General features: G+C 42.4%; 24 protein-coding genes and 1 pseudogene. 4 read left to right on the forward strand and 21 right to left on the reverse strand.

What is annotated here, in order from left to right:
- Positions 1-19: 19 nt before the first annotated feature.
- From V1497_RS14695 to V1497_RS14765, 16 genes and pseudogenes are all read right to left on the reverse strand, one after another.
- Positions 20-373, reverse strand: coding sequence for a VOC family protein (locus V1497_RS14695; protein WP_349408277.1), 354 nt, complete (start codon positions 371-373; stop codon positions 20-22).
- Entirely contained in the window at positions 370-1434 is a 1065-nt protein-coding gene (locus tag V1497_RS14700) for an S-adenosylmethionine:tRNA ribosyltransferase-isomerase (RefSeq protein ID WP_349408278.1), read from the reverse strand. The genes V1497_RS14695 and V1497_RS14700 overlap by 4 nt, the downstream gene beginning before the upstream one ends.
- Before the next feature lie 5 nt (positions 1435-1439).
- Positions 1440-2162 carry an SDR family oxidoreductase gene (locus V1497_RS14705; RefSeq protein ID WP_349408279.1) on the reverse strand — a complete coding sequence of 241 codons (723 nt, stop codon included), beginning with the start codon at positions 2160-2162 and terminating at the stop codon, positions 1440-1442.
- A 211-nt stretch (positions 2163-2373) separates the two neighbouring features.
- Positions 2374-3495, reverse strand: coding sequence for an FAD-binding oxidoreductase (locus V1497_RS14710; protein WP_349408280.1), 1122 nt, complete (start codon positions 3493-3495; stop codon positions 2374-2376).
- Positions 3496-3614: 119 nt separating this feature from the next.
- Complete coding sequence (locus tag V1497_RS14715) at positions 3615-4598, reverse strand: bile acid:sodium symporter family protein (protein ID WP_349408281.1); 984 nt, start codon at positions 4596-4598, stop codon at positions 3615-3617.
- The gene (locus V1497_RS14720; protein WP_349408282.1) at positions 4595-5986 is read right to left on the reverse strand and encodes an FAD-binding oxidoreductase; all 1392 of its coding nucleotides are present in this window, start codon (positions 5984-5986) and stop codon (positions 4595-4597) included. Before V1497_RS14720 ends, V1497_RS14715 begins: the two co-directional genes overlap by 4 nt.
- Before the next feature lie 263 nt (positions 5987-6249).
- Complete coding sequence (locus tag V1497_RS14725) at positions 6250-7554, reverse strand: APC family permease (protein ID WP_349408283.1); 1305 nt, start codon at positions 7552-7554, stop codon at positions 6250-6252.
- Positions 7555-7714: 160 nt separating this feature from the next.
- Complete coding sequence (locus tag V1497_RS14730) at positions 7715-8200, reverse strand: hypothetical protein (RefSeq protein ID WP_349408284.1); 486 nt, start codon at positions 8198-8200, stop codon at positions 7715-7717.
- 15 nt (positions 8201-8215) lie between these two features.
- On the reverse strand, positions 8216-8734 hold the full coding sequence (locus V1497_RS14735) for a DUF4269 domain-containing protein (protein WP_349410838.1): 519 nt from the start codon (positions 8732-8734) through the stop codon (positions 8216-8218).
- A 114-nt stretch (positions 8735-8848) separates the two neighbouring features.
- Positions 8849-9133: pseudogene (locus tag V1497_RS18715) on the reverse strand (SH3 domain-containing protein); the annotation flags it as partial.
- 410 nt (positions 9134-9543) lie between these two features.
- Entirely contained in the window at positions 9544-11970 is a 2427-nt protein-coding gene (locus tag V1497_RS14740; RefSeq protein WP_349408285.1) for a S8 family serine peptidase, read from the reverse strand.
- 169 nt (positions 11971-12139) lie between these two features.
- Positions 12140-12529 carry a DUF4440 domain-containing protein gene (locus V1497_RS14745; protein WP_349408286.1) on the reverse strand — a complete coding sequence of 130 codons (390 nt, stop codon included), beginning with the start codon at positions 12527-12529 and terminating at the stop codon, positions 12140-12142.
- A 16-nt stretch (positions 12530-12545) separates the two neighbouring features.
- Positions 12546-12839 carry a hypothetical protein gene (locus V1497_RS14750; protein ID WP_349408287.1) on the reverse strand — a complete coding sequence of 98 codons (294 nt, stop codon included), beginning with the start codon at positions 12837-12839 and terminating at the stop codon, positions 12546-12548.
- 68 nt (positions 12840-12907) lie between these two features.
- A complete protein-coding gene (locus V1497_RS14755) occupies positions 12908-13261 on the reverse strand; it encodes a DUF3147 family protein (protein WP_349408288.1) in 354 nt (117 codons plus the stop codon).
- Positions 13245-13661, reverse strand: a complete 417-nt coding sequence (locus V1497_RS14760; protein ID WP_349408289.1) for a MarR family winged helix-turn-helix transcriptional regulator — start codon at positions 13659-13661, stop codon at positions 13245-13247. Before V1497_RS14760 ends, V1497_RS14755 begins: the two co-directional genes overlap by 17 nt.
- Positions 13662-13764: 103 nt before the next feature.
- A complete protein-coding gene (locus V1497_RS14765; RefSeq protein ID WP_349408290.1) occupies positions 13765-14523 on the reverse strand; it encodes a serine hydrolase in 759 nt (252 codons plus the stop codon).
- Between the two features lie 132 nt (positions 14524-14655).
- On the opposite strand from V1497_RS14765, the gene V1497_RS14770 reads away from it, so the two are divergent.
- Complete coding sequence (locus V1497_RS14770; RefSeq protein WP_349408291.1) at positions 14656-15234, forward strand: general stress protein; 579 nt, start codon at positions 14656-14658, stop codon at positions 15232-15234.
- Positions 15235-15304: 70 nt separating this feature from the next.
- On the opposite strand, the gene V1497_RS14775 is transcribed toward V1497_RS14770, so the two are convergent.
- The 3 genes from V1497_RS14775 to V1497_RS14785 are packed head-to-tail and all read right to left on the reverse strand — an operon-like array spanning position 15305 to position 17645.
- Complete coding sequence (locus V1497_RS14775; RefSeq protein ID WP_349408292.1) at positions 15305-15775, reverse strand: thioesterase family protein; 471 nt, start codon at positions 15773-15775, stop codon at positions 15305-15307.
- 11 nt (positions 15776-15786) lie between these two features.
- The gene (locus tag V1497_RS14780) at positions 15787-16752 is read right to left on the reverse strand and encodes a 3-hydroxyacyl-CoA dehydrogenase NAD-binding domain-containing protein (protein ID WP_349408293.1); all 966 of its coding nucleotides are present in this window, start codon (positions 16750-16752) and stop codon (positions 15787-15789) included.
- Between the two features lie 2 nt (positions 16753-16754).
- On the reverse strand, positions 16755-17645 hold the full coding sequence (locus tag V1497_RS14785; RefSeq protein WP_349408294.1) for a 3-keto-5-aminohexanoate cleavage protein: 891 nt from the start codon (positions 17643-17645) through the stop codon (positions 16755-16757).
- A 225-nt stretch (positions 17646-17870) separates the two neighbouring features.
- Here V1497_RS14785 and V1497_RS14790 point away from each other — a divergent pair, with 225 nt between their 5' ends.
- Positions 17871-18428 (forward strand): TetR/AcrR family transcriptional regulator, encoded by a 558-nt coding sequence (locus tag V1497_RS14790; RefSeq protein ID WP_349408295.1) that lies wholly within the window; start codon positions 17871-17873, stop codon positions 18426-18428.
- 46 nt (positions 18429-18474) lie between these two features.
- On the opposite strand, the gene V1497_RS14795 is transcribed toward V1497_RS14790, so the two are convergent.
- Positions 18475-19296 (reverse strand): hypothetical protein, encoded by an 822-nt coding sequence (locus V1497_RS14795; RefSeq protein ID WP_349408296.1) that lies wholly within the window; start codon positions 19294-19296, stop codon positions 18475-18477.
- 200 nt (positions 19297-19496) lie between these two features.
- Positions 19497-21158: a M14 family metallocarboxypeptidase gene (locus V1497_RS14800; RefSeq protein ID WP_349408297.1), complete on the reverse strand. Its 1662-nt coding sequence runs from the start codon at positions 21156-21158 to the stop codon at positions 19497-19499.
- A gap of 218 nt (positions 21159-21376) precedes the next feature.
- Between V1497_RS14800 and fni the strand changes: the two genes are divergently transcribed.
- Together fni and V1497_RS14810 are read left to right on the forward strand one after the other, a co-directional pair.
- Positions 21377-22423, forward strand: coding sequence for a type 2 isopentenyl-diphosphate Delta-isomerase (fni, locus tag V1497_RS14805; RefSeq protein ID WP_349408298.1), 1047 nt, complete (start codon positions 21377-21379; stop codon positions 22421-22423).
- Positions 22424-22602: 179 nt separating this feature from the next.
- The gene (locus V1497_RS14810; protein WP_349408299.1) at positions 22603-23451 is read left to right on the forward strand and encodes a zinc metalloprotease HtpX; all 849 of its coding nucleotides are present in this window, start codon (positions 22603-22605) and stop codon (positions 23449-23451) included.
- Positions 23452-23535 lie beyond the last annotated feature (84 nt).

Below are 23535 nucleotides of genomic sequence, written 5' to 3' on the forward strand. Positions count from 1 at the left end.
CTTTTTTACTCGCTAATCATTATTTCATTTGAATCAATTCAATTTGTTCACCGCTTGGTGCATGCACAAATGCTGTCCTCCAACCGTTTTCCAGAAGAAATGGACCCTCTTCCACAACGATGTCATCGTTTTGTTGAATAAATTCTTCTAGGTTACCTACCTGTAGGGCGATATGCATGTTAGAAGACTGTGTCAAATCTTTATCAACCGCAACCAGTTCGATACACAAATCTCCTATGGTGAGAAAGACGAGCATTTCTCCAAGCAGTTCCATCTCGTCGGTAACCTTAAAACCGAGCCTTTCATAGAACGTGATCGATTGTTCCAGGCAATTTGTTTCAATCCCGATATGATGAATCTGCATCCCATTCATTCATTGTCCCTCTCCAAAATCAAATTGATATCACCAAATTCATGCCAAAGATACTTATGATCGATAGCCTTTTGATATGCAGCTTTCAATAAATGGGGCTTGATGAAGGCGGACAGCATATCAAGATGACTAGCCTTCGGTTCATGAAATCCTGTCAGGAGGCCATTGACTACATTCAGTGAGAATGTTTCATCAATATGCAAATTCGTCCATCCCTTCTTCTCTACAGGTACACCTTGGGTATCAACCGCTGATTCAACCGCTCTCACCACCGTCGTCCCTACAGCAATGACTTTACCTCCCCTTAGCTTCGTTTCCTTGATAGCTTCAATCGTATTTGCGGGAACTTCATACTCTTCAAGACTATCAGCTGGTCCGACATGCCATTGATCATTCCCATAATAGCTGAGTCCTGTATGAAGCGTAATGGTTGCAAGACCTACCCCTCTTTTTTTCAATCGTAATAACAACTCCCAGCTGAAGGCTCGACCAGCCGATACCATTTCCACTGAACCAGGAACGGTTCCATAAACCGTTTGGTAAGCAGTTAAAGGCCAATCATGCTGAATATACTCATACCGGATCGGTTCACCCAGGAGATAGAGCTGATTATACAACTCCTTTCCCCTCAGGGAAAAACAGATGGTGACCAATGGAGTGCTCTTATTTTTAGACCGAACCACGGCTTTCAAAATCCGAGAGAAAATGATTTCATCGCCCTTTTGCACGGTAAAATGGATGAACAAGACCTTCCAGACAGAATTGCTTTTCCTTTGTCCTAATCGAACTTCGACCTCAGAAGCAATGATTTGGTTGCCCCTTCGTATATTCACCTTAAAAGAAGCCGGGAGAGTCCTGCTGATGTTCAAAATCAATAGATCCCCAGGTTTAAAATGTTCATCTATATTGTTAAATCGATCATGATGGATCCCTCCCGTTTTCCGGTCAAGAATGAGAAGCTTCACGTCATCCCTTCGTCCCCCCATCGATTCTGGAGGCCCTACCGCATTCAACTCCGTTGGCAAGTGGAATTCAATTGGATTCTTCGCAGCGAGCGCCATTACACTCACCCCTTTTGAGCGACAAACCGTTTGGCTTCTAATCGCTCGCCATTCTCTTTTGATTCATTTGAGGCAAGATAGACGAATACATCAGTCAAATCTTCAGGCTCGGCTAATTCATAATCACAATCCGGCACTGCGAGCTCGTGCATTTCCGTGTTCATTTCACCCGGGTCGACCATATTGATCCGTACTCCTGTATCCGAAACTTCGTCAGCCCAGATTCCTGTCATTCCTTCAAGAGCAAACTTTGATATCCCATAAGCCCCCCATCCAGCATATCCGACATTGCCAGCTTCTGAAGTGACATTAATGATGGAACCAATTCTTCGCTGCAGCATTCCCGGTAGTACACGTTTAATCAGCTGGAAAGGTCCTCCGGCATTAACTCGAATGACTTCCATGAAAGCATCAGTAGGATAATCAGATAGAAATGGCATTGGGCTTGGTCCAAGCTTAGAAGCATTATTAATAAGGACATCAATTTTTCCATAATGAGTTTCCGTCAATGAAACAAAACGCTCGATATCTCTTGCATCCGAAGCATCTGCTGTCACAGCTAAAACTTCTGCTCCTAATGCTTTCAGCTCCTTTTCAACCTCCAGGAGCTTCACCTCTCCTCTAGCACAAATGGCAAGATCGGCACCATTCATTGCAAAAGCTCTGGCCACTGCTCTTCCCAACCCTTTAGACGCACCCGTGATCATGACAACTTGTTTTTCATTCATTTATAAAACAACTCCTTATAATGTGTAGTAGATTTACTATCAGTTTATTGGAGTTGATGGTCTGAATCATCGGAACGTGGATTGAACTTTACATACAAAAATGGACTTACCATAAGTCTTAGACCTCATCCGACTATTGATGTAGACGTTTGAATCGTTCTATGAGAACTAAAAAAGCACTAGAAAAATCTAGTGCCTTCAAAACGTTCTATTATATCTCCTCTAATGCCCCGCTCACCGGATAATCCTCCAAATCAATTTCAAGCTGTTCCCCTAAAGCAAGTCTTGCAAGCTGGAATCCTAGATACGGTCCACTTGTCAGACCTGACGCTCCAAGACCATTTGCAATCAAGAGTCCATCCACTCCAGGAACTGTTCCAATGATCGGCAGAAATCCTGGTGTGTAGGGTCTGAAGCCTACTTTCGTTTCTAAAAATGTACTGTCTGACAACCCTGGGGCAATCTCAATCGCTTTACTCAATATCTCCTGCATACCTCCTGCAGTCGCTCTATAGTCAAATCCGACATCATCCTCATGAGTAGCTCCAACCACCACTCTTCCACCTTCAAAACTGAGGAGATACTGGTTATTCGGTGGCATGACGACAGGCCACGTACTCGTATCCAATCCAGGCATTTCTAAATGAATGATTTGCGCACGCTGAGAATGGAGATTATACCTGTAGCCAAATGGCTTCAGCAACTCTTTAGACCAAGCCCCAGTCGTTAACATAACGCTATCTGCAAGGATTTCCTGCCCTTCAACTTGTACACCCGTCACTCGAGCCCCTTCGTATGACAGACATGCATCCCCTCTCATAATAGTTGTACCATGCTTTTCTGCAGCACGAATTAAAGCATCACGTAAGGCACGCCCGTTGACTCGAGCTGCACCACTTACATGTACCGATCCAATCCCTTCTGATAAAGGTGGAAAGAGAGCTTTCGTCTCTTCTGGTGTCAATCGAGTAACTTCCCCGATTTCAGGCGCGTCCTCTCTTCGAGCCAAAGCCCTTTCCACAATCTTATCTAACTTTTTCTCATCGGTATGAAGGCTTATCGCGCCAACACGCTTATAACCCGTATCTGATTCGCCATCTCGTTCTAGTTGATCGATTAATTGTGGGTAATACCTCGCTCCGCCTTTGACGAGCCGATACCAAGCCTTGTTTCGCCTCTGGGAAAGCCATGGACAGACGATTCCTGCTGCAGCTTCGGTCGCTTGCCCTTGGTCTTTTCGATCAACTAACGTAACATCCATACCCGACTTTGCTAGATGGTAAGCTGTGGAAGCTCCTAAAATTCCTGATCCAATGACGACATATTTTTTCATAGAATTACACCTTTTTCGAATTGTTCTTGATCTCTTTAGCCATTTTACAAGAGTCTTTCATCAAACTCAATCTGAGGGAAATGCAAATAAAAAAGGCGATCCAATAATGGATCACCCTTTCAGCTTCCTGTATGCCGTACTCTGGCTTTTTGATCTGCCAAATGTTCACGGTGTTCATTCATTTTTTTCTTCGACCAATAGGTTGCCAGGACCGGTCCTGAGATGTTGTGCCATACGGCAGCGATGACATTCGGCAGGGCAGCCAAAGGACCGAAGTGCGCAGCAGCTAAAGCAACGCCTAACCCAGAGTTTTGCATACCAACTTCGATGGAAATCGCCCTTCTCTTACTTTCATCAAGCTTCATAAGACCAGCTACCGAATAACCCAATAGTAGACCGAGCAAATTATGCAGCATGACTGCTGAGAAAATCAAAAGCCCGGATGTTGTAATGCTTTCCACATTCGCACTCACGACAGCCGAAACAATCACAATGATCGCAATGACTGAAATCATCGGTACGATTGTTGCACCCTTTTCCACCGTCCGAGGAAAGAACCTTCGGAGGATGATCCCCAATGTTATCGGAAGGATGATGACTTGAATAATCGACATAAATAAAGCAATAGGATCGATTGGAAGCCATTGTCCCGCTAGCGCTAATAAAATCAATGGTGTGAAAATGGGTGCAAGCATCGTGGACAAAGAGGTCATGGATACCGAAAGTGCAAGATCTCCTTTTGCAAGATAAACCATGACGTTGGAGGCTGTCCCACCTGGTACTGAACCTAACAGCACCAATCCTGCAGCCAATGCAGGCGGAAGTCCCATCAAGTACGCAATGCCCCATGCAATCAAAGGCATGATGATGTATTGGGCTGCTACACCGATAAAAACAGGAACTGGTTTTTTGAGAATCAGTTTAAAGTCTACAGGTTTCAACGTTAATCCCATACCGAACATGACGACACCAAGTAAAATCGTAATATAGCTCCCTAACCCGATGAATGGACCGGGCATGATATATGCAAGGAGTGCTACTGCAATGACCCAGACTGCAAAATATTTACCTGCTATACGACTGATGCGCTCCAGTACCTTCATCGTTGCTCCTTTTTCGTATGGATGAGTTTATGAGGATTCATGATCTCCTTAGGGTCAATCGTCATTTTTATTTTTTCCATCACATGAAGGGCTTTGCCATGTTCCCGCTGTTGGTATTTCATTTTTCCAACCCCTACACCATGCTCACCTGTACACGTACCACCTCGTTGTAACGCATACTCGACAATCGCTTCATTCAACTGCTCAGACTTCACTACTTCTGGATCATCTCGATCAATCATGACGATCGCATGATAATTTCCATCTCCAACATGGCCCAGTAGACCACCAAAAAGTCCTAATTCATCTATTGTCTTTCTAGCATGCTTGATTGCTCCAGCTAATTCGGTAATGGGTACACAGACATCCGTGACCATTTGTTTTTTACCTGGATGGCCATGAATGAAAGCATAGGCAAGGTTATGTCTGGCATCCCACAATTTGTTACGCGCCGCATTATCCTCTTCAAATTCAATTTCCTTACACCCATGATCTGCAACGATTTCCTTTGTGAACGCAACATCATGTTGGAGCCCGGGTTCATTTCCATGGAATTCGAGAAACAATGTCGGCTTCTCCTGATACGTGGTTTCACTGTATAGATTGGTTTGTTTGATAGACGCTTCATCGACAAGCTCTACCCTCGCGATTGGAACGCCCGCCTGTAAGATGGAGACCACAGCTTCGACTGCGTTATCCACAGTAGGGAATGTCGCCCTTCCAGCTACAATGTGTTCAGGTATCCCGTACACCCGCAGTGTCAATTCCGTAATACAGCCAAGTGTACCTTCCGATCCAACGAAAAGGCTGTTCAAGTTATACCCGGAGGAAGATTTTTGCGCCATATTTCCAGTATGTATCACTTCTCCATCAGGAAGGACGACTTCCAAATCGCGCACTTGGTCACGCATCACACCATATTTGACAGATGTCGTCCCGCTGGCATTCGTTGCTGCCATTCCACCGAGTGTTGCATCTGCTCCAGGATCCACTGAGAAGAACAGCCCGTATTTCTTCAACTCTTTATTCAGCTGCATCCGTGTCACACCGGGTTGTACTTTAACAAGGAAGTCCCTCTCTCTTATTTCAAGCACCTTGTTCATTAGAGAAAAATCGATTGTGATGCCCTTATCGTAAGGAATGACATGTCCTTCCAAGCTGGAACCAATTCCGAAGGGAACGATCGGCGTTTCATACTTGTCAGCCATTTTCACAATGTCTCTTACTTCTTCAGTCGATTCCGGAAAAACGACGATGTCAGGAGTATGGGGATCGTGATAAGACTCATCCCGACTATGCTGCTCCAAAACCGTTTCATTCTTCGAAACTTGATCCTCTCGTAAAAAGCCTTTCAATTCTTCAACTAGCATATCCGTTGTCGCGTTCATGGCAATCCTCCTCATTCTGGTAAAAGGTAGCGATGAAATGATAAGTTGAAACGAATTATACATAATAATCAGAATTTTTCCAACCGTTGATTTATATCAAACACCGGGCTATGATACTACTACCAATTAGGGTGGCGCTTTCGTACCCCAAACACGCAGAATTGGCAAGATTGCACCTCGAAAGAAGATTCTTTCAAAAATAAAGACTGCCGAATCATTCTCGACAGCCTCATGAACTCTGTAAGTGCACTTCATCATGATCTTCACTCTTCTTCATTTGCAGCTTTTTTAAGGAAAAAGTGTTCTCCAGCAAAGATGGCAATAATGAATACAATCGAAACGCCGACAATAAGCAGGTCGTTTATGGCCTTTACCCATAAGAAGGCTCCTAATACTACGGCATCCAAAAGTAAGGCCGTCAAGACGATGCCTTTATTCGCCTTCACCTTTCCACGCAATTTCTTGAATACTCCCCAATGGATGATCATGTCCATGACGAGGTATAGGATGGCTCCGACCGAGGCGATTCGACTCAAGTCAAACACTACCGTCAATACCATAGCCAACACGATCGTATATACTAGCGTGTGCTTTTGAATCGATCCCGGCATGCCGAAATGACTGTGGGGAATGAGCTTCATATCTGTCAGCATCGCAAGCATACGTGAAACGGCAAACACACTTGCTATGATCCCGCTAATCGTTGCAATAATCGCGATTGCTACCGTGAACCATACACCATAGTCTCCAAAAGCAGGCCTTGCTGCTTCCGCTAAAGAATAGTTCTTCGCTTCAATAATTTGGCTCAAAGGAAGGTTCGTGGAAACAGCCCATGCAAGAATCAAGTAAACGACTAGACTGATCAAAATCGAAAATACGATAGCACGACCCACGTTTTTCTTTGGTTCGACGATTTCAGAACCACTGTTGGTAATCGTCGTGAAACCTTTAAAGGACAAGATTGTCAAAGCAACCGCAGCTATGATACTTGCAATTGAGGCATCAGGGGCATTTCCGCCTCCTTCAGCTGGAGTAAAGGAAAATCCAGCGACCCATAAACCACCGATCGCAAAAATCATTAATCCGACAATTTTTAAGAGGGAGACGATGGATGTAAAGGTCTGGATGAAGCTGTTCCCGGAAATGTTTATTAAGAAAGCAATCGCCAGTAATCCAACACCTAGCAATGGAACTAAAAAGTCAGGTTGATTTCCATCAAAAATTTGCAACGTATATGTGCCGAATGTACGAGCAACAAGACTCTGATTGATGACCATCGAAATCGCCATCATCATCGCCGCTGATGCGGTAATCGTCCCTTTCCCATATGCTTTTACGAGGAACATTCCGATGCCGCCTGCAGAAGGATATTCGTTACTCATTTTCACATACGAATAAGCGCTGAATCCTGTAACAATTCCACCAACAATAAAAATAAGCGGAAACCAAACTCCCGCAAGTTCGGCAACTTGTCCAAGCAACGCAAAGATACCTGCACTGATCATAACTCCTGTACCTAAGCCGATTGCTCCAATTAACGTGATACTATTCTTTTTGTAATCTTCCATAGACTCACCTCGTTAGCACTTCTCCCTATTATCCCCTTAACGTGCGTAAGTCTATAACGCACTATAACCTCAAAAACCCGATAGTTTACCTATACCCAGTTTGGTATAAATAAAAAACAGAGAATGACCGAAATTCATCAAGTCATTCTCTGCCAAACGTTTATTCCTTAATTTCTCCGTTCCAACCGACCACTTTCCATTCGCCAGCGACCTTTTCCGTATAGAGCACAACATACTTGGAGTCAATATGATTTCCATTGTTCGGATCAAAGGTATCACAAGTTATGAAGTGATTCATGTGGTCATCCTTGAAGTTGGTTTCCATTACATTACGGGTCGCTTTACCAGTATTATAGTTCAACGTTTTAGATGGACCTTCGCATTCATTTATAAATTCTTTGAAAGCCTTCCAGTCTAATGTTTTTCTAGCATTAGCGAAGACGGATTCATCTTTAATCGTATTCCATTTCTTTTCTGAAATTACATACTCACTGTTCTCACTATCCACTTTTGCATCATATACGACTGAATCAATCATTTCATAGGGCTTCGTATATAGATTTTTTATGTAGAAATACCGGCCAAACCAAATGGTTAATCCGATGAAAACGATAACAATGAATACGATACTGATTTTCTTAAACATACCTTCTCCTTCTGTTCAATTGGAATGAATCAGACCTTCTCTTACCCCAAAGGCAATCAGTTCTTCATAAGGATCGCCTGCTAGACCTAAAACTTCACAAAATGCAGGCTCAGTTTTATATCCCCTTTCCTTAAAATCAATTATCATTGATTTCAACTGAGTATCTCTTTTCATCAATTCATGTTCAATGATCATATGTAAATATGCATACTGTTTATGTACAGGTTGAGCTTGACCGAAAAGCTCGAATTCAAAACCTTTGAAGAAAAAGTTCGCCTTTATGATTTCCCTGTTACGAATCGAAAGCCGTTTTATCGTAAAATCCTTTTTGTCTCCATAAAGATGAATCATTTGTTCTTCACATGTTTTCAGGTCATATACTTCCAAAATGATGTCTAGATCCGATCCCTTTACATTGATACCAATCGGCAACGTACCGCACAATACCGGGGAATATGCCTTCATATCCTTCATGATATTCAGCTCTCGAATGGCTTCATACGCTTTTCGCTGGTGCTCATTACCGTTTTTCAAGATTTCGAGAGATGGAAATAAACGTTCATTTGAAGTCTCATCTGATGTGACGTTGCTTAACGGAATCCATCCCTCTTCGCCAGTATCCTCTCTTCGACTCCAGCCCCAACCGTTCAACTCTTTTAGAATGAACAGTTTTTCACCAGCTTCTATTTCAAGTTCTTTTGCTGTATAATCCGCCAGAACCGTCCCGAATTCATCTTCATCTGAACGATGGATGACTTGTTCGGGTACCCATCCCTCTTGTTCATGATCAAGCTTTTTACAAAAAATCCAGTGGTCCCAATCCTCAGGTCCAACATATTTCTTACCGATTCGGACCCGCTCCCCTTTAGAGACAGTTATTGGAACAGGATAATTCGTTTTATGTCCGATTTTTGCTGTAACCCTACGTTTCATAGTCTCACCTCCACATCCATAATAAGTAATATGTGGTAAAATATGAAGGTCTTTCCGAGTATTTTTGGTTGAGTTTTGATCTTCATCACTCTTATGAAAGTCTTTTCATTTTTATTTTGAGAGAGTTTTGATCTTCATCCCCCTTATGAAGGTCTTTTCACCTTTATTTTGATAACGTTTTGATCTTCATCGCCCTTATAAAGATCTTTTCACCTTCGTTTAAGCAGAATTTTGTCTTCATCCATCCACTGTAATAAAAAGTGAATTTTTCAAGGAGATTTATATGCATTTCATCGGCATTCTCTTAACGATTTTCAGTATTTTCGGCGTATTTGAATAAGGAAAAAGGGCTTTCCAGCGAGTCAGGTGTTTACTGACTTCCTGGCAGCCCTTTTCACATTCTTATTGAGTTAATAGTTATTGAAGAAGCGGGTCATTGCAACGGCAAAGTCTCCTCGTGTTACTTCTTTAGTCGGGTTGAAGGATGCCTGGATTGTAGGTTCCTTATCATAAGGTCCCTGGGTCGATGTATAATAAGCATTCAAAATTCCAAGATCAAGAGCAAGCTGAACATACCCTTTCAGATCATTTGGAATGCTTTCCCCATCGGTAATTGTGAGCCGCTCTCCTTTATAGGCGACAGAAACTTCACCTTCGAAGCCTTGAGCTTCATCCTGCATCCCTAAGCTTTGTACAAGGGAATAAGCAAGCTCTGCACGCGTTACGTCCCCTGAACCGTTGAACGTGTTCGATTCATCCAACTTCATGACACCATCCTTCGTGTATTCACCTTTCAACGCTGCCCCTTTTGTAACTACGGCTTCCACATATGCTTCATCCGTTTTCTTCTCTACCTGTCGGATTCCAGCTCCCATTACGAGATAGTTGGCGAGATCCTTTCGTGTTAGTAAATCGTCCGCGTAAAATAATCCATCTGATTTCGCGTCAAAGAGTCTTTCGTTTATGCCTAGCTTGATGGCATCCTCAGCTGGATGTCCTTCAATATCACCCAAACCTGTTATCGTACTTGCCGTTCGCTGGGTGAGTGTACCGACAACTTTTTCCGGAACAGCAGCCCCTGGATACGCACTGACTTTCAGCGTCCATTCCCCAGCAACAGGTTGATCGACTGTGATCGTGTTAACAAGATCGATACTGTACGTAGGGTTGAAGCCTGATTCATATTCTTCACCATTCGGATCCGTTATCGTGAAAACGAGCGGATTTCCTCCTTCTTCAGTGAAGGTATCACCATCTGCATACATTTTCGCAACCAATTGTGCTTGGTTTTCTTGGACGGTAAATGTTGTCTCATTTGATTCTGTTGGACCGTAATCCATTTCATAGTTTTCACGGATAACATCAATCGTGCTAAACGCATGGAAGGTGTTATCCTTATTAATTGTTGACCCGTAATCCTTCATTGGATCCAATGCCAAGTTCACTGCATTATACGCATTCACATAGCCTGCCCCGACTTCATATGCTTCTCTTCCAGGTATATTGGTAGCTGTTTTATTGAGTATGTCTTTAATCTCTGCAGGTGATAAGCTTGGATTAACTTCCAGCATCAAAGCAACGATTCCTGCAACGTGAGGCGTCGCCATCGATGTACCATTCAACATTGTATAGTACGGAAGATATGCGGCCGGGATATTGTCGATGTCTTTATTCGTTCTTATGACTCCAACTGGTGATAGCGTACGAGCAGAAATGATATCTACTCCTGGTGCTGTTACAGTCGGCTGATCTTTCCACGTCCACGTCTCACCATCGACTTCAAAGGTTTCACTGACCCCTCTTGTTCCGCGAGAAGAGAAATCAGCGAGTGTTCCGTCTTTCACACCTGCAGCCACTGAAATCACCCATGGTGCTTTTGCATAAGGGTTATGGGTATCTTCATCAGGTCCTGCATTCCCAGCAGCAAACAAAACGGTTATGCCACGGTCGAAGCAATCCTTTGTGGCGACATTGACCGGATCATCAACGAAGAAATCATCATTTGATCCCCATGAGTTCGTGATTACTCGAATGTTATATTGACTTTGATTCGTTATGGCATAGTCAAATCCACCGACTAGATCCAGAATCAATACACCGCCTCCGGATCCGTATCCAATGAGATCAGCACCTGGTGCGACACCTTCATATAATCCAGAAGAAGCTGCTCCCGTTCCACCGACCGTTCCAGCAACGTGCGTTCCATGACCTGAATTTGTATCGGTATTCACAACATCTTCCTGATAGACAATTGGTGTTAGTCCAGTTGTTTTTGCCATATTGGTCGTTGCTAATACATTCTGAACAAGATTCTTCCCTAGCTTCAAGTCTGGATGAGTCCCATCAACCCCGCTGTCATTCACAACGACCCCTACTCCTTTACCTGAAACAGGAAAGCCCCCATTTTCTTTTTGCATGTCTTTATCTTTACGTGCCTTCTTTACACCCGTTAGCTCTGTAGCGTCGCCATTGTAAAATTCCACTTTTCGGTTCAAATATAAAGAACGGACGTCTGAATCCTTTGATAACGTATTGATTTGATCAGAAGTTGCTAGCACTCCAGCAATCGGTAAGGATTGCATGGTGATGCCCGTCTCAATACCGACCGACTTCAGAAGGTTCACATTTTCGTCAGTAGGCGCACCTTCCCCATGGAACGTGACAATAACATTAATTAATCCAGTATTGTGTTTCATTTCCTCTAATAGATGTTGATCCATTGTGGTAGGCCCTTGCGCCGTTGTTGTTTCCGCCCCAACGATATTGGCAGGTAATGAGAGGCCGATCATCAAGACTACCACCATGAGTATGGAATAGATCTGTCTACATGATTTCAATATGAAGCACTCCTTTTATGAGAAATTTCAGACAAATAACTATCTTAAATTATCCCATCGAACTAGCTTCATATCTATCAGCAGAACGGTATATTTCATGGAGAAAGAAAGTAGTAGGTGTGCTTAGTACATTAGATGTAAAACAATAAACCGACCTTATAAGGTCGGTTTATTGTTTTGAATATCGCTCCATATGTTGTCGATATAATTTCCATCCATCGTTTTCATTTTTAAATATTTCAATTGCCAACGCACTTGCTACTTTCTTTCCTGATAAATAAAAATCAATAATAGATGAAAGGATAATTTCTGTTTCTGATCGTAGATTATGATTCAAATCATTATACGCCCAATGTGGTTGTTTGTCTTTATATGAACGAAGGGTTTCAACATTCGATTTCCTATACGATTCACAATTATAAACCTCGTAATCTCTATTGTTGTAATAACCAAAATATCCTATGAAATCATCCGATATCCACTGATTTATTTCTTCCACCTTACCTTTGTTTAGAACAAACCGATATTTTTCAACCGCTTTAAGAGCTTCATTTGTCATTGTTTCACCTCACAACTTAATGAAAGAACTCCAACAGCCATTGATAATCGTATTGCCCTTCTGATATTTGGAAGAACGTACCCATGAATCCTAGGTGAACAATGCCATAATGATCATGAGGCGTTTTAGGTGCATAGGTCGAGAAAACAAAAAAGTCCAATCGTTCAATTTCAATGTCAGAAGGTGTTTGAATTCCCGTCGTTTCCTCTGAATATTGGAGATATTCCTCAGTGGTCGGGTTTAAGAAAAAGGTTACAAAAAGAAGAAGGATCAATACGCTAATTACAAGGTGCTTTCTCTTTAGCATCATTCTATAGTCTCCTAGAATATGTCGTAGTCTCCTATCCTTTCTCTAAAATGTAAGATTTTCCTTTTTGCTTATCCATATAAATTCGTTCTCACATAATGAATCACGTTCTCTTGAATGAACAGGAATATCATCCATCCGCCTAATCCTAATAGGATGGCTGTATAAAGGTGGAGGGAATGCTTAAGAGAAAAATAGACGATAACTAATAGAACAGCTGTTGCAGGAAATCCCCATAGAACACTTAGGGCAAACTTACTTAAATTCATGTTCCCCTCCCCTTGTATGGATAACCAGATAATGCTTAACAAGCTTACAAGAGGCAAAGCTGCAAGAATTCCTCCATAGGTTGGAAAACGTCTAGCTATCTCTGTAACGAGACCAATAACTAAAGCTGATACGAGTATCTTAACGATGATGTACATGATCTGCTCGATCCTTTAATAATTTAAAAGCCGCTTCCACCATTGCTTCTTCCTCTGAGGTCATTCGATTCAATATCGTCTGCAATTTATCCTTATCAAGACTTGTATTCCGCTCTAGAACTTCTTTTCCCAATTCTGTTAACTTCAAAATGACTCTTCTTTCATCAGCAGGATCTCTTTCCTTAATGAGGTATTTCTTTTCAATGTTACGCTTTACATGTTCTGACGCGGTATTATGTGAGACCTTCAAGTAAGTTGAAATGTCATTTATACCGATCCTCTGCTTCTTTTCTACTAATTGAAGAATCCGGATGGCTTGGTGCGTGATTTTGTCTTCATGAGCATAATGCAAACAAAAATAGATATCCGTCCAATACTTGTTCAAGTCCTCTGCTTTCATAGCTCCGTTCCCCTTCTTTTATATCGCTTTAATAGATTATATCTTATTATACGATATATAACAACTAAAAAAGAGAGCTTTTTCAAATGAAAAGCTCATAAATTCAGCAAGTAGCTTTATTTGCTTCATGATAGATTTCATGTAAGAAGTCGATGACTCGTTCATCTGCGGAGTGGTGTTCGGAACGATCAGGTAGGTCCTTTCCAGCGATGACATACAGGTAAGGACTTTCGGTGAATTGACCGAGAATCCCTGTATCCAATAGAAGGTCCGGTAATCCTCCACTCATATGGGAATAGTGTTCTTTCGGGATATCTCCGAGTCCCTCCGATTGTCTCACCAGTCCGTTTACGATAGGTTCATACAGTTCAGGCTTGAGCTTATATCCATTATAAATTTTCAACATAGCCGAAAAAACATCCTTCAAGGATCCTCGATTATCGTATTCAAAAGGATCGGATGTAAGATTAACACTCTGATAGACGGATGTAATCTTGTTATTGAATGCTTTCCACCCGCCTAATTGGTCAACCATATTCTTTGCTAAATAATTGTCGTGACAAGCGAGCATAACTTCAACGACGGTCCTTAAAGGTAGACTCGTCCGCTTTTGTAAGTGTGGATAAAGGATATCGCTGTTTTCCTTTGGGTCAAATGCGATGTTATTCAGCATCTGTTCCCAAGCGATTCTTCCCTCCTCTACCCGTTCGGCAATTACCAATCCGATGAAAATCTTTCCCGCTGAAGCGAGCGGTACACACAAATCTTCGTTATAGGAGCAGACTTCTTCTTCTTTTCCAAGTGAATAAACGATGGTACCAAATTGTCCATCTGCCTTTTCAAATCGATCCTTATGTATCATGAACGGCCCCCTTAAACCTCTATATATTACCAAATGATACAGGTTCTTCAAATCTCTGTCCAATTCAGGATTAGAACTTCCATTTACGGGTATTACCATATAAAGACTTAAAAAGGAGGATGATGATCGATTATGCATAAGAAAATTGTTGGAGGCGTATTCTCTCGTGTAGAAGATACGGAAAGAGCAATCAGAGAATTAAGAGAACACGGATTTGGAGCTGATGAAATATCCGTCTTTGCGAAGGATAAACATAAAGTGAACGTCATAGAAGATGAAACGGACATTAACACGACATCACATAAAGGTGGACGCGGTAAAAATGCTGGTAAAGGAGCTGGATTAGGTGCAGTATCTGGCGGTGCGCTCGGGGGCATTGCAGGATTAGTGACAGGTCTAGGACTGTTAGCGATACCTGGTATTGGACAGTTGGCCGCTGCAGGGCCTCTAGCAGCCGCTCTTTCCGGTGCAGGTATTGGAGCCGGTGGTGGCGGTATTGTCGGTGCCTTTGTAGGGGCTGGAATGCCAGAAAAGGAAGCAAAGCAGTACGAACAGTATTTGAAAGACGGCAAAACGATTGTAGCCGTAGAAGCAGATGAAGAGCGAGAGGAAAAAGTTTATCAGACCTTCTTATCAAATAAGACAGAAAACCGTTCCATGTATCCAAACACAGTCACAAATCGTGAAAGCAGCTATAGCAGTCGATCATAATAAGAGGAACCTAAAAGCACCTCTACTATACCCAGAAAAAACGCACCCATAATAGGGTGCGTTCTCTTTATCATGATTTTCTTTTGATACCAATCGTTCTTCCCGCTTGTTTGGGCATTTCCTCATCACGGTCTTTGGAATATAACTTGTCCAATACCGAGGCTACACCTTCAGGAAAAGGTGCTGGTCGTCCTGCATTTGTGTCTATTCCCATCAACATTTGTTCACTTGTCGAAATGACTTCACCATGTTCATTTTTCATTGTGAAAAAGAGATGGATCCGTTTTTCATCCAAATCAAGGAGTTGATTCGTTATCGTCAGCTTCTCAGCTTCATGGGCTTCCTTCAGATAACAGACATGCGTTTCAAGTGTAAAAATCGTATACTGGAGGCTTTCTCTTCCTTCTACATCCAAACCGATCTGCTCAATGAAATGGTCGACTGCAAGACTGAATACCTTCGCATATTCAGCATCGTTCATATGACCATTGTAATCCACCCATTCTTTACGCACACATTGCTCAAATTGAAAAGTGGACATCCATATCCCTCCTATACGTGCTCTTTTTCAGCTTTCTTCGCTTCTGGCCAATGATCCTTTACAAGCTCCAATAGTTTAACAAGGAATTCATTCCGATTTTTATCAAGGTCTGATAAGCTGCACGCTCCTGATTGCTCTTCACATCCTGCTACAACACGGTCATGCAATTCATCCGTCAGTTCTGGAGCTTCAAGCTTTGTCCACGGCTTCTTCAACGCTGGACCGAATTGCTTGAGCATATGACGCATACCACCCTCGCCTCCTGCCAAATGGAAGGTTAGGAATGGACCGTATTGTGCATAACGTAATCCTGCTCCATAAATGAACGCTTGGTCGACTTCCTCAGTGGTCGCAATTCCTTCATTTACAATGTGAAGAGATTCACGCCAGATCGCTTCAATCAGCCGGTCAGCGATATGCCCCTCAATTTCATGGCGGACAAGCAACGCTTTCATCTTCATTCCTTCAAAAAATTCAACGGCGGAATCGGTGTTTTCTTTTGTGGTCGATTGACCTGGTACAACCTCTACCAATGGCAGAATATAAACAGGATGAAATGGATGAGCCACTACAAACCGTTCAGGATGCTGGAGACCACGTTGCAAGTACGACGGCTTGATACCAGAAGTACTGGATGCAATAATCGCATCCGGTTTTGCATGTTGATCAATCTGTTGAAGGACGGACTCTTTCAAATCCTCAACTTCAGGTACATTTTCTTGAATGAAATCAGCCTCTGCTACGGCGGTTGCCAGATCTTTTTCAAAAGTCAGTCGATCCTTGGAAGCTCCTTCTGCAAGTCCAAGCTCTTCCACATAGGGCCACGCACTTTCAATTGCTCTACGCATTCGGTCCTCTGCCCCTTCAGCAGGGTCTGTCGCGACCACATCATAACCGTTTGCAAGAAATCGCGTGATCCACCCGTTACCGATGACGCCTGTACCGACGACTGTAATCTTCTTGATATCTTTGGTCATGTTTATTTCCCTCCAGATGGATTTCGTAGTTGTAAATACTCTCTTACTTCATCCGGTGTCATTGGTTCAATCCCATGTCCTTCAAGCATTGTCACAGCTTTATCGACAAGCTGCTCGTTTGTTGCAGGTACACCTTTACGCAGATAGATGTTGTCTTCTAATCCGACACGTACATTACCGCCTAAGAGAGCTGATTGAGCCGCGATCGGCATTTGCATACGTCCAATTCCAAAAGCAGACCAATGTGCATTTTCAGGTAAGCGATTCTTCATATACAGCATCGTTTCAGCATCCGCCTCTGCTCCCCAAGGGATACCAAGGCAGAATTGGAAGATCGGATCTCCATCGATAAATCCTTCATTAATCAATTGCTTCGCAAAACGCAAATGTCCTGTATCGAAACATTCTAATTCTGGTTTCACACCGCTTTGTTGGATTAGCTTTGCTTGTTCACGTAACCAATCTGTCGGACTCACATAAATCATGTTGCCAAAGTTCGTACTTCCGCAGTCAAGTGTACACATTTCTGGTAGCAACTCACCCACCGGCCGATGTCTTTCTTCTGGTGTCTGGATATCTGTTCCTTCCCCACCAGCTGCAGGAGTTGCAAGACTTGGGATGAAGTCTCCCCCTCCGCCAGATGTAATGTTAATGACGACATCCGTCTCTGATTCACGGATACGATCGACAATTTCTCTATAATGGTCAATATCGTGACTGATTCCACCTGTTTTCGGATCACGAGCGTGGATATGAGCTACCGTTGCACCTGCCTTCGCACTTTCAATCGCTGAGTCGGCAATTTCTTTCGGTGTTACCGGCACATTCGGGTTCTTTTCCGTTGTATCTCCCGCTCCAGTTACAGCTGCAGTCAATATAACTTTTCCTTTCACAATAACGTCCTCCTTCAAAAGAAAATTTGTTTTGTTCGGTTCATTTCAATTCAGTTGAAACTATACCATCCAGACTGTTTAGTTTCAACCCATACCACTATATTTTTTCGTAAATTTTAGGAAGAAATCGTTTAATCATGCGATTTTATTGCACAAATTGAAAAGGGAGTATTGGCGTGATAAGATAAACAGAAGAATCAAAACTTGACTGAGAGGTATAGATTCATGCCAAGAGAATCGAAACGAGATAAAATTTTAGAAGCAGCAGCTTTAATTGTGCACAATCGTGGTATTGATGCATTGACTCTTGATGCTGTAGCAGAAGAAGCTGAAGTGAGTAAAGGTGGGCTTCTTTATCATTTCAGAAGTAAGGAAGCATTAGTTGAAGGACTTGTCCTGCATATGAATAACATTTATCGGACAAATGTTGAAAATGCTGTGTACGAAGACATCAATCGTGACGGAAAATGGACTAGGGCCTTCATTAAAGCTACCTACGACCAAAGCTTAAAAAATACGGAAACAAGTGCGGGGATGCTTGCAGCACAGGGCATTAATCCAGATCTATTGAAGCCCTTACAGCAAACCTACGCCAATTGGCAAGAAAACATTTCAAGTGATGGTATTGATCCCGTGCAGGCGACGATTTTACGATTAGCAGCGGACGGATTATGGTTTTCAGAGATTTTCGGCCTTGCTCCACTGGATGACGAGTTGCGAAAGAAGGTATTGGATACTTTATTGGAAAAGACCTACCCAGACCATGAAGAAACGGATAAATGATTTTTTAGTCAAAAGAGGCTGACCATTTGGTCAGCCTCTTTGTTATTCAATCTTTCAATTTTCTATAACTTTCATAATCATGGATGGCCTGTCCATGATAACCTTTTTGACCTTTGAAATGATTTTCAACGACTTGCAGCTGTTCAATCATATAGGTCTCACCTTCCTGGAAGAATGTCACCTTCTCCTCTGACTTTAGTTCTTTGGTTTCCACTCCTATGATTACTTTATAGTCATGTTCTGTTGCATAATCGACCTCATGTTGGACGTGACGGATGATGGAATCACTTCCTTCTGCAAAGTCCCGATAAGCCATCATCACTACTGAACCTACGATGTCCATGATGTGCTCTGCCAAAGGTTTTCCTACGTCCTTATATGTCAACTCGTATTCCTTATGATCAAACCAAAATGGAATCGCCACCATCCATTCGAAGTCCTTTACATCAGAGTAGGAGCGCATTTCCTCTTTCCATACATGTAACCCTCTTACATACTCATTCATTACACGTTTGGGCTCTTTTTCCCATTCATCCAACAGATAAGGCTCGATATCAAACTGGATCCCTGAAAACTTTTCATCCTCTGCCGAGTTTTCATTGTATGTAAACACGTTCGATAATTGGTCTGTCGCTTCGGAATGGTTTTCGATTTTAGCCCATTCAGGTGAGCCGACTAATGCGTATACTTGAATCTCACTTTCTGAAGCTGCTTTTATGAAGGTTTGGTAGTGTTTCGTTTGCTCCTTCAACAATTCTTCACCAGTATACAAATAAATAACGTTTATCTTTTTCCTTTTAGAAAACGATAGAAGATCTCCACGCGCTTCTTCCGTGGTAATGGATTCCGTAGGATGCCATACCCACATTCCCTTCTCCCATGTGGGGGGAGATTCTACCGGAACACAAGCTGTTAGGACAAGCACGGATAGCATCATTATAAAAGTTACCTTTTTCCCCTGATCGTTTTTCATCTGGATATCCCATTTCGTCTCTTTTTCTACATTGTACTATGAATGTCTACTTTCTGGATACGCTTACAACTGTATCCATAGTAATCCCCCACACCTTATTCTCTGTAGTCCATAATGGACTGCAGTGGTTTCATCGGGTTGAGGTTTTGAACAAAACGATAGATCGGAAGTCGTGTATGCAGCTTAGTTGGAACAAGATTGAAGGTTACGTAGCTGTCCTCAGATTCCGGTTCAAGCGCAATTGCTGCTATATTCGAGGCTGGTTGTGCGGTCAGAACGACATATGTACCACGTTTGAATACAAGATTCTGGTCCGTTACCTTTGTTTTCACATGGGTCAACCGGTGATCTTCGTAGTCTCCCCCGTCTTTCTTTTCTGTCACAATAAACGATTCAACTGGCAGCCTCACATCATAAGGGTGCTGATAAACTTTAACACCATTTTGTTTCAATTTCTCTACAACCACTATTTGGTCAGAATCAATTAGATAAGCCGTAGGCCTCTCTCTGATTAATACCGGTTCGGCATCCGTTGAACTGAAATACTGGACGGGAATACGTATGACCTCCCCACGCTTCACATCAATGACTTCTAGTCTTCGACCGTCAAGCTCTTTCCTTTCATCTTGAATCACAATCCAATCTTCGTCGTTGACATGGAGACCTTTATTTACAATTTTGGCCCGCTCAGACCAGACGAGCCTTTTAATTTTCCTGGCATCGCCAGCTGTTATTTTGATTAACTCCGTAATCGCTTCAACTTGAACCGTTACTCTTCTTTTAAACTGTTCACGACCAATTCCAATCCCCCTGGATTCTACAAGGACTGAAATGGAAGGCGTTAGGCCGAGTGCGTTTCGTCCGATTCTCGGCGTCGTTCCACCTTCTTTCACAATCACTTTTTCATCCTCAACATCCGCAACATAATAGTTACTCACAGAGAAACCTGACTCGGTCAATTTGTTATGTGTTCTTTTGATGAACAAATCATCAGAGAGATCACGAATCCTCTTTGGTATATTGAGGTTCTTACCCGAAAGGAGCAAAAGATCATGATACTTGAGGTAGCCCGCTTCACCGAAGGTACTGAATAATTGTTCTCCAATTGTATATTCATGGGCATCAATCACGACTTCAGGCTGATACTTGTTAAATAGTGTGCGGATTGCCTTGGTCTCAGGGAGATCTAATTTAAGATAATCCCGGTTCCCATCCAAGTCATTGTCCATCCCGCGTTGAAAACGGTATGAGCCATCGGGATTGACTCTTGGAACGATAATGATATTCACATGATCGAGTACTTTTTCACCAAGCTCCTCCGTCAGTCTTTTTGCGATGACAAGTACACCTTCTCCACCTGCAGGCTCGTTCCCATGAATTTGACCTTGCAGCCAGATGGTGGGTTTCAATAGATTGTCACCGCCCCTTTTAAAAAAGAACAGTGCCGGTATCGCTCGTCCTTCACTTGACTGTCCAATTGTCTTTACTGTTAGGTGATTGCTGCTGTCATCTAGTCTCACGATGAACCGTATTAGTTCTTCTTGCGTTGTAAAGGCCTCCCTCTCTTTTTGAAAGGCAGGCGTTCCAAAATCCATTTCAGGCTCAGAATATAAAATCTGAACTTGGTCCGGCTGGGAAAACGTCTTCCCATAATAAGGCATGCCTTCTGCAGACATGGTTGTTTTTGGGAAAAGCAACATCATTACAATAAGAATGGTCATGCTTGTAAGGATTAAGATAGACCTATAGAAAATCATGATTTCGCCCCTTACTTTTTCTATTGCCTATATTATGCAGCACCTCAACAAAACCATGCTTGGTGTATAACAAAAGAAAATATATCATTTACGATTAAAGAATTTGCTAAAATACAACTATTAACATCTACTATTTGCATCATACTTTCTTTATGACGGCACAAAATAAGAAGAGATTGATGTAGTGTGTATAGAGAAAATTTGAGAGGAGTGTACTGATGACGAACGAAGATCGCACTTCGAAACGAAAATCCGAGCACATCGATATCGTTCTAAATGAAGAAGTTACAGCCCAAACCGTCACGACGGGATTTGACGATTATCAATTTCGTCACCTTGCTTTACCAGAAATTGATTTTTCGGAAATCAGCTTAGAAACAGAATTTCTCGGCAAGCGTATGCGTACCCCTTTTCTAATCAGCTCGATGACTGGTGGAACGGAAATTGCTTGGAAGATCAATCGTACACTCGCAATCGTTGCGGAGGCTAAAGGATGGGCTATGGGAACTGGTTCTGTCCGCTCAGCCATCGAAAACCCTGACACAGCCTACACGTTTAATGTACGTGATTACGCTCCTACAGTTCCAATCATTGCAAATCTTGGAGCTGTCCAATTCAACTATGGATATGGAAGTGAGCAATGTCTTAGAGCGGTAAAAATTACTGAAGCTGATGCCCTTGTCTTGCACGTAAACAGTTTACAGGAAATCTTCCAGCCTGAAGGTGATACCAACTTTAAAGAGCTTCTAGCGAAAATTGAGCAAGTTTGTAAAGACTTATCCGTCCCTGTAGGTGTTAAAGAGGTTGGTTGGGGAATCAGTCATGAGCTCGCCAAAGAATTGTATGAGCGTGGCGTGGCGTTTGTCGATGTGGCTGGTGCAGGAGGCACGACTTGGAGTCAGGTTGAGAAATATCGGAACAAAACGGATTCCTTGAAACGACGCGCAGCTGAAACGTTCCGAGAATGGGGAATTCCCACCTCGCGATGCATTCGTGAAATCAATGAAAAAGTCCCTGAGTGCCCTTTGATCGGTAGTGGAGGAATGCGAAACGGACTTGATGCCGCTAAAGCGATTGCGTTAGGTGCTGATATCGTCGGGTTTGGTCGCTCGGTCCTTCAGCCTGCGATCGAATCTGAAGATCTTTTAGTAGAGGTGTTAGAACAAATCGAGCTTGAATGTAAAATCGCCATGTTTGGAACCGGTGCACAATCGATTAATAATCTAAAAACAACAGACCGCCTGGAGCTAAGGTTAAAAGGGTGATATTTGCGGAAGAGGCATGCTCATAAATGAGTGTGCCTTTTTTACCGCTTTTTTCTAATTAAACAACATTTTTTGACAATTTAATGTTAAAATCGATCTAGATTGTTAATTTAAGGAATGCAGAAAGGGGGGTATGTTTTACTAGCTTTAACTCGTATATTTAAGGGGGAAAAAGGAATATGTACATAATTGATCTTCTACAACGATTAGTAAAAAAGCAAAACATCGGTATCATCGTTTTTCTTATTTTAAACACTTTTTTAGTTATTGCTCTATTTGGCGATCCAATTACAGGCATTGTTCTTTATACGGCCTCTCTATTAATCGCCTTATCTCCAATTGGTGAATGGATTCTACGCGTTCAACAAGGATGTAAGAAGCTTGCCCGGAAAGAACATATCGAACGTCTTGAGCCCCTTTTCAATGAAGTCTATGAAAAAGCGAAGAAGCTCGATCCGACCATTCCTGACAATGTTCAGTTATTCATCAGCAATGATTCAAGTCCAAATGCTTTCGCCACTGGCCGGAAAACCATTTGTTTAACGAAAGGCTTATTGGAGTATAGTGATGAGGAAATTAAAGCAACACTTGCCCATGAATTCGGACACCTTTCCAATAAAGACACGGATTTAATCCTCCTTGTCACGGTTGGAAATATGATTGTAACTGCCATGTTCGTCCTTTATCGAGTCATTGTGTCTGCCATCGGTATAGGTGTTAGCATAGCCAACCGCAGTTTCGGCTCTCTCATCGTCACCTTCCTCATCGATGTCGTATTGGTTGGTCTCATGTGGTTATGGACGAAGTTCGGAACCGTATTGGTTATGAACTCTGTTCGGAAAAATGAATATGAAGCAGATAAGTTTGCTTACGATTGTGGATATGGAAATGAACTAATTGTTGTCCTGGATAAATTCAATGCCATGGATACAGGTGCTACAAAAGGTTTATGGGCGAATCTATCCTCAACTCACCCTGATCCTGACCAACGTATCGGTAACCTTCAAAAACTCGATGATGTTGCATAAAGATAAACGATCAAAGCCGAAACTCCAATTGAGAGTTTCGGCTTTTTATTTCTTTTGATGTTCTTTTTTCTTCTCTAAAGTTGT

This window comes from Pseudalkalibacillus sp. SCS-8 (assembly GCF_040126055.1).
In the GTDB taxonomy this organism is placed as follows: domain Bacteria; phylum Bacillota; class Bacilli; order Bacillales; family Fictibacillaceae; genus Pseudalkalibacillus; species Pseudalkalibacillus nanhaiensis.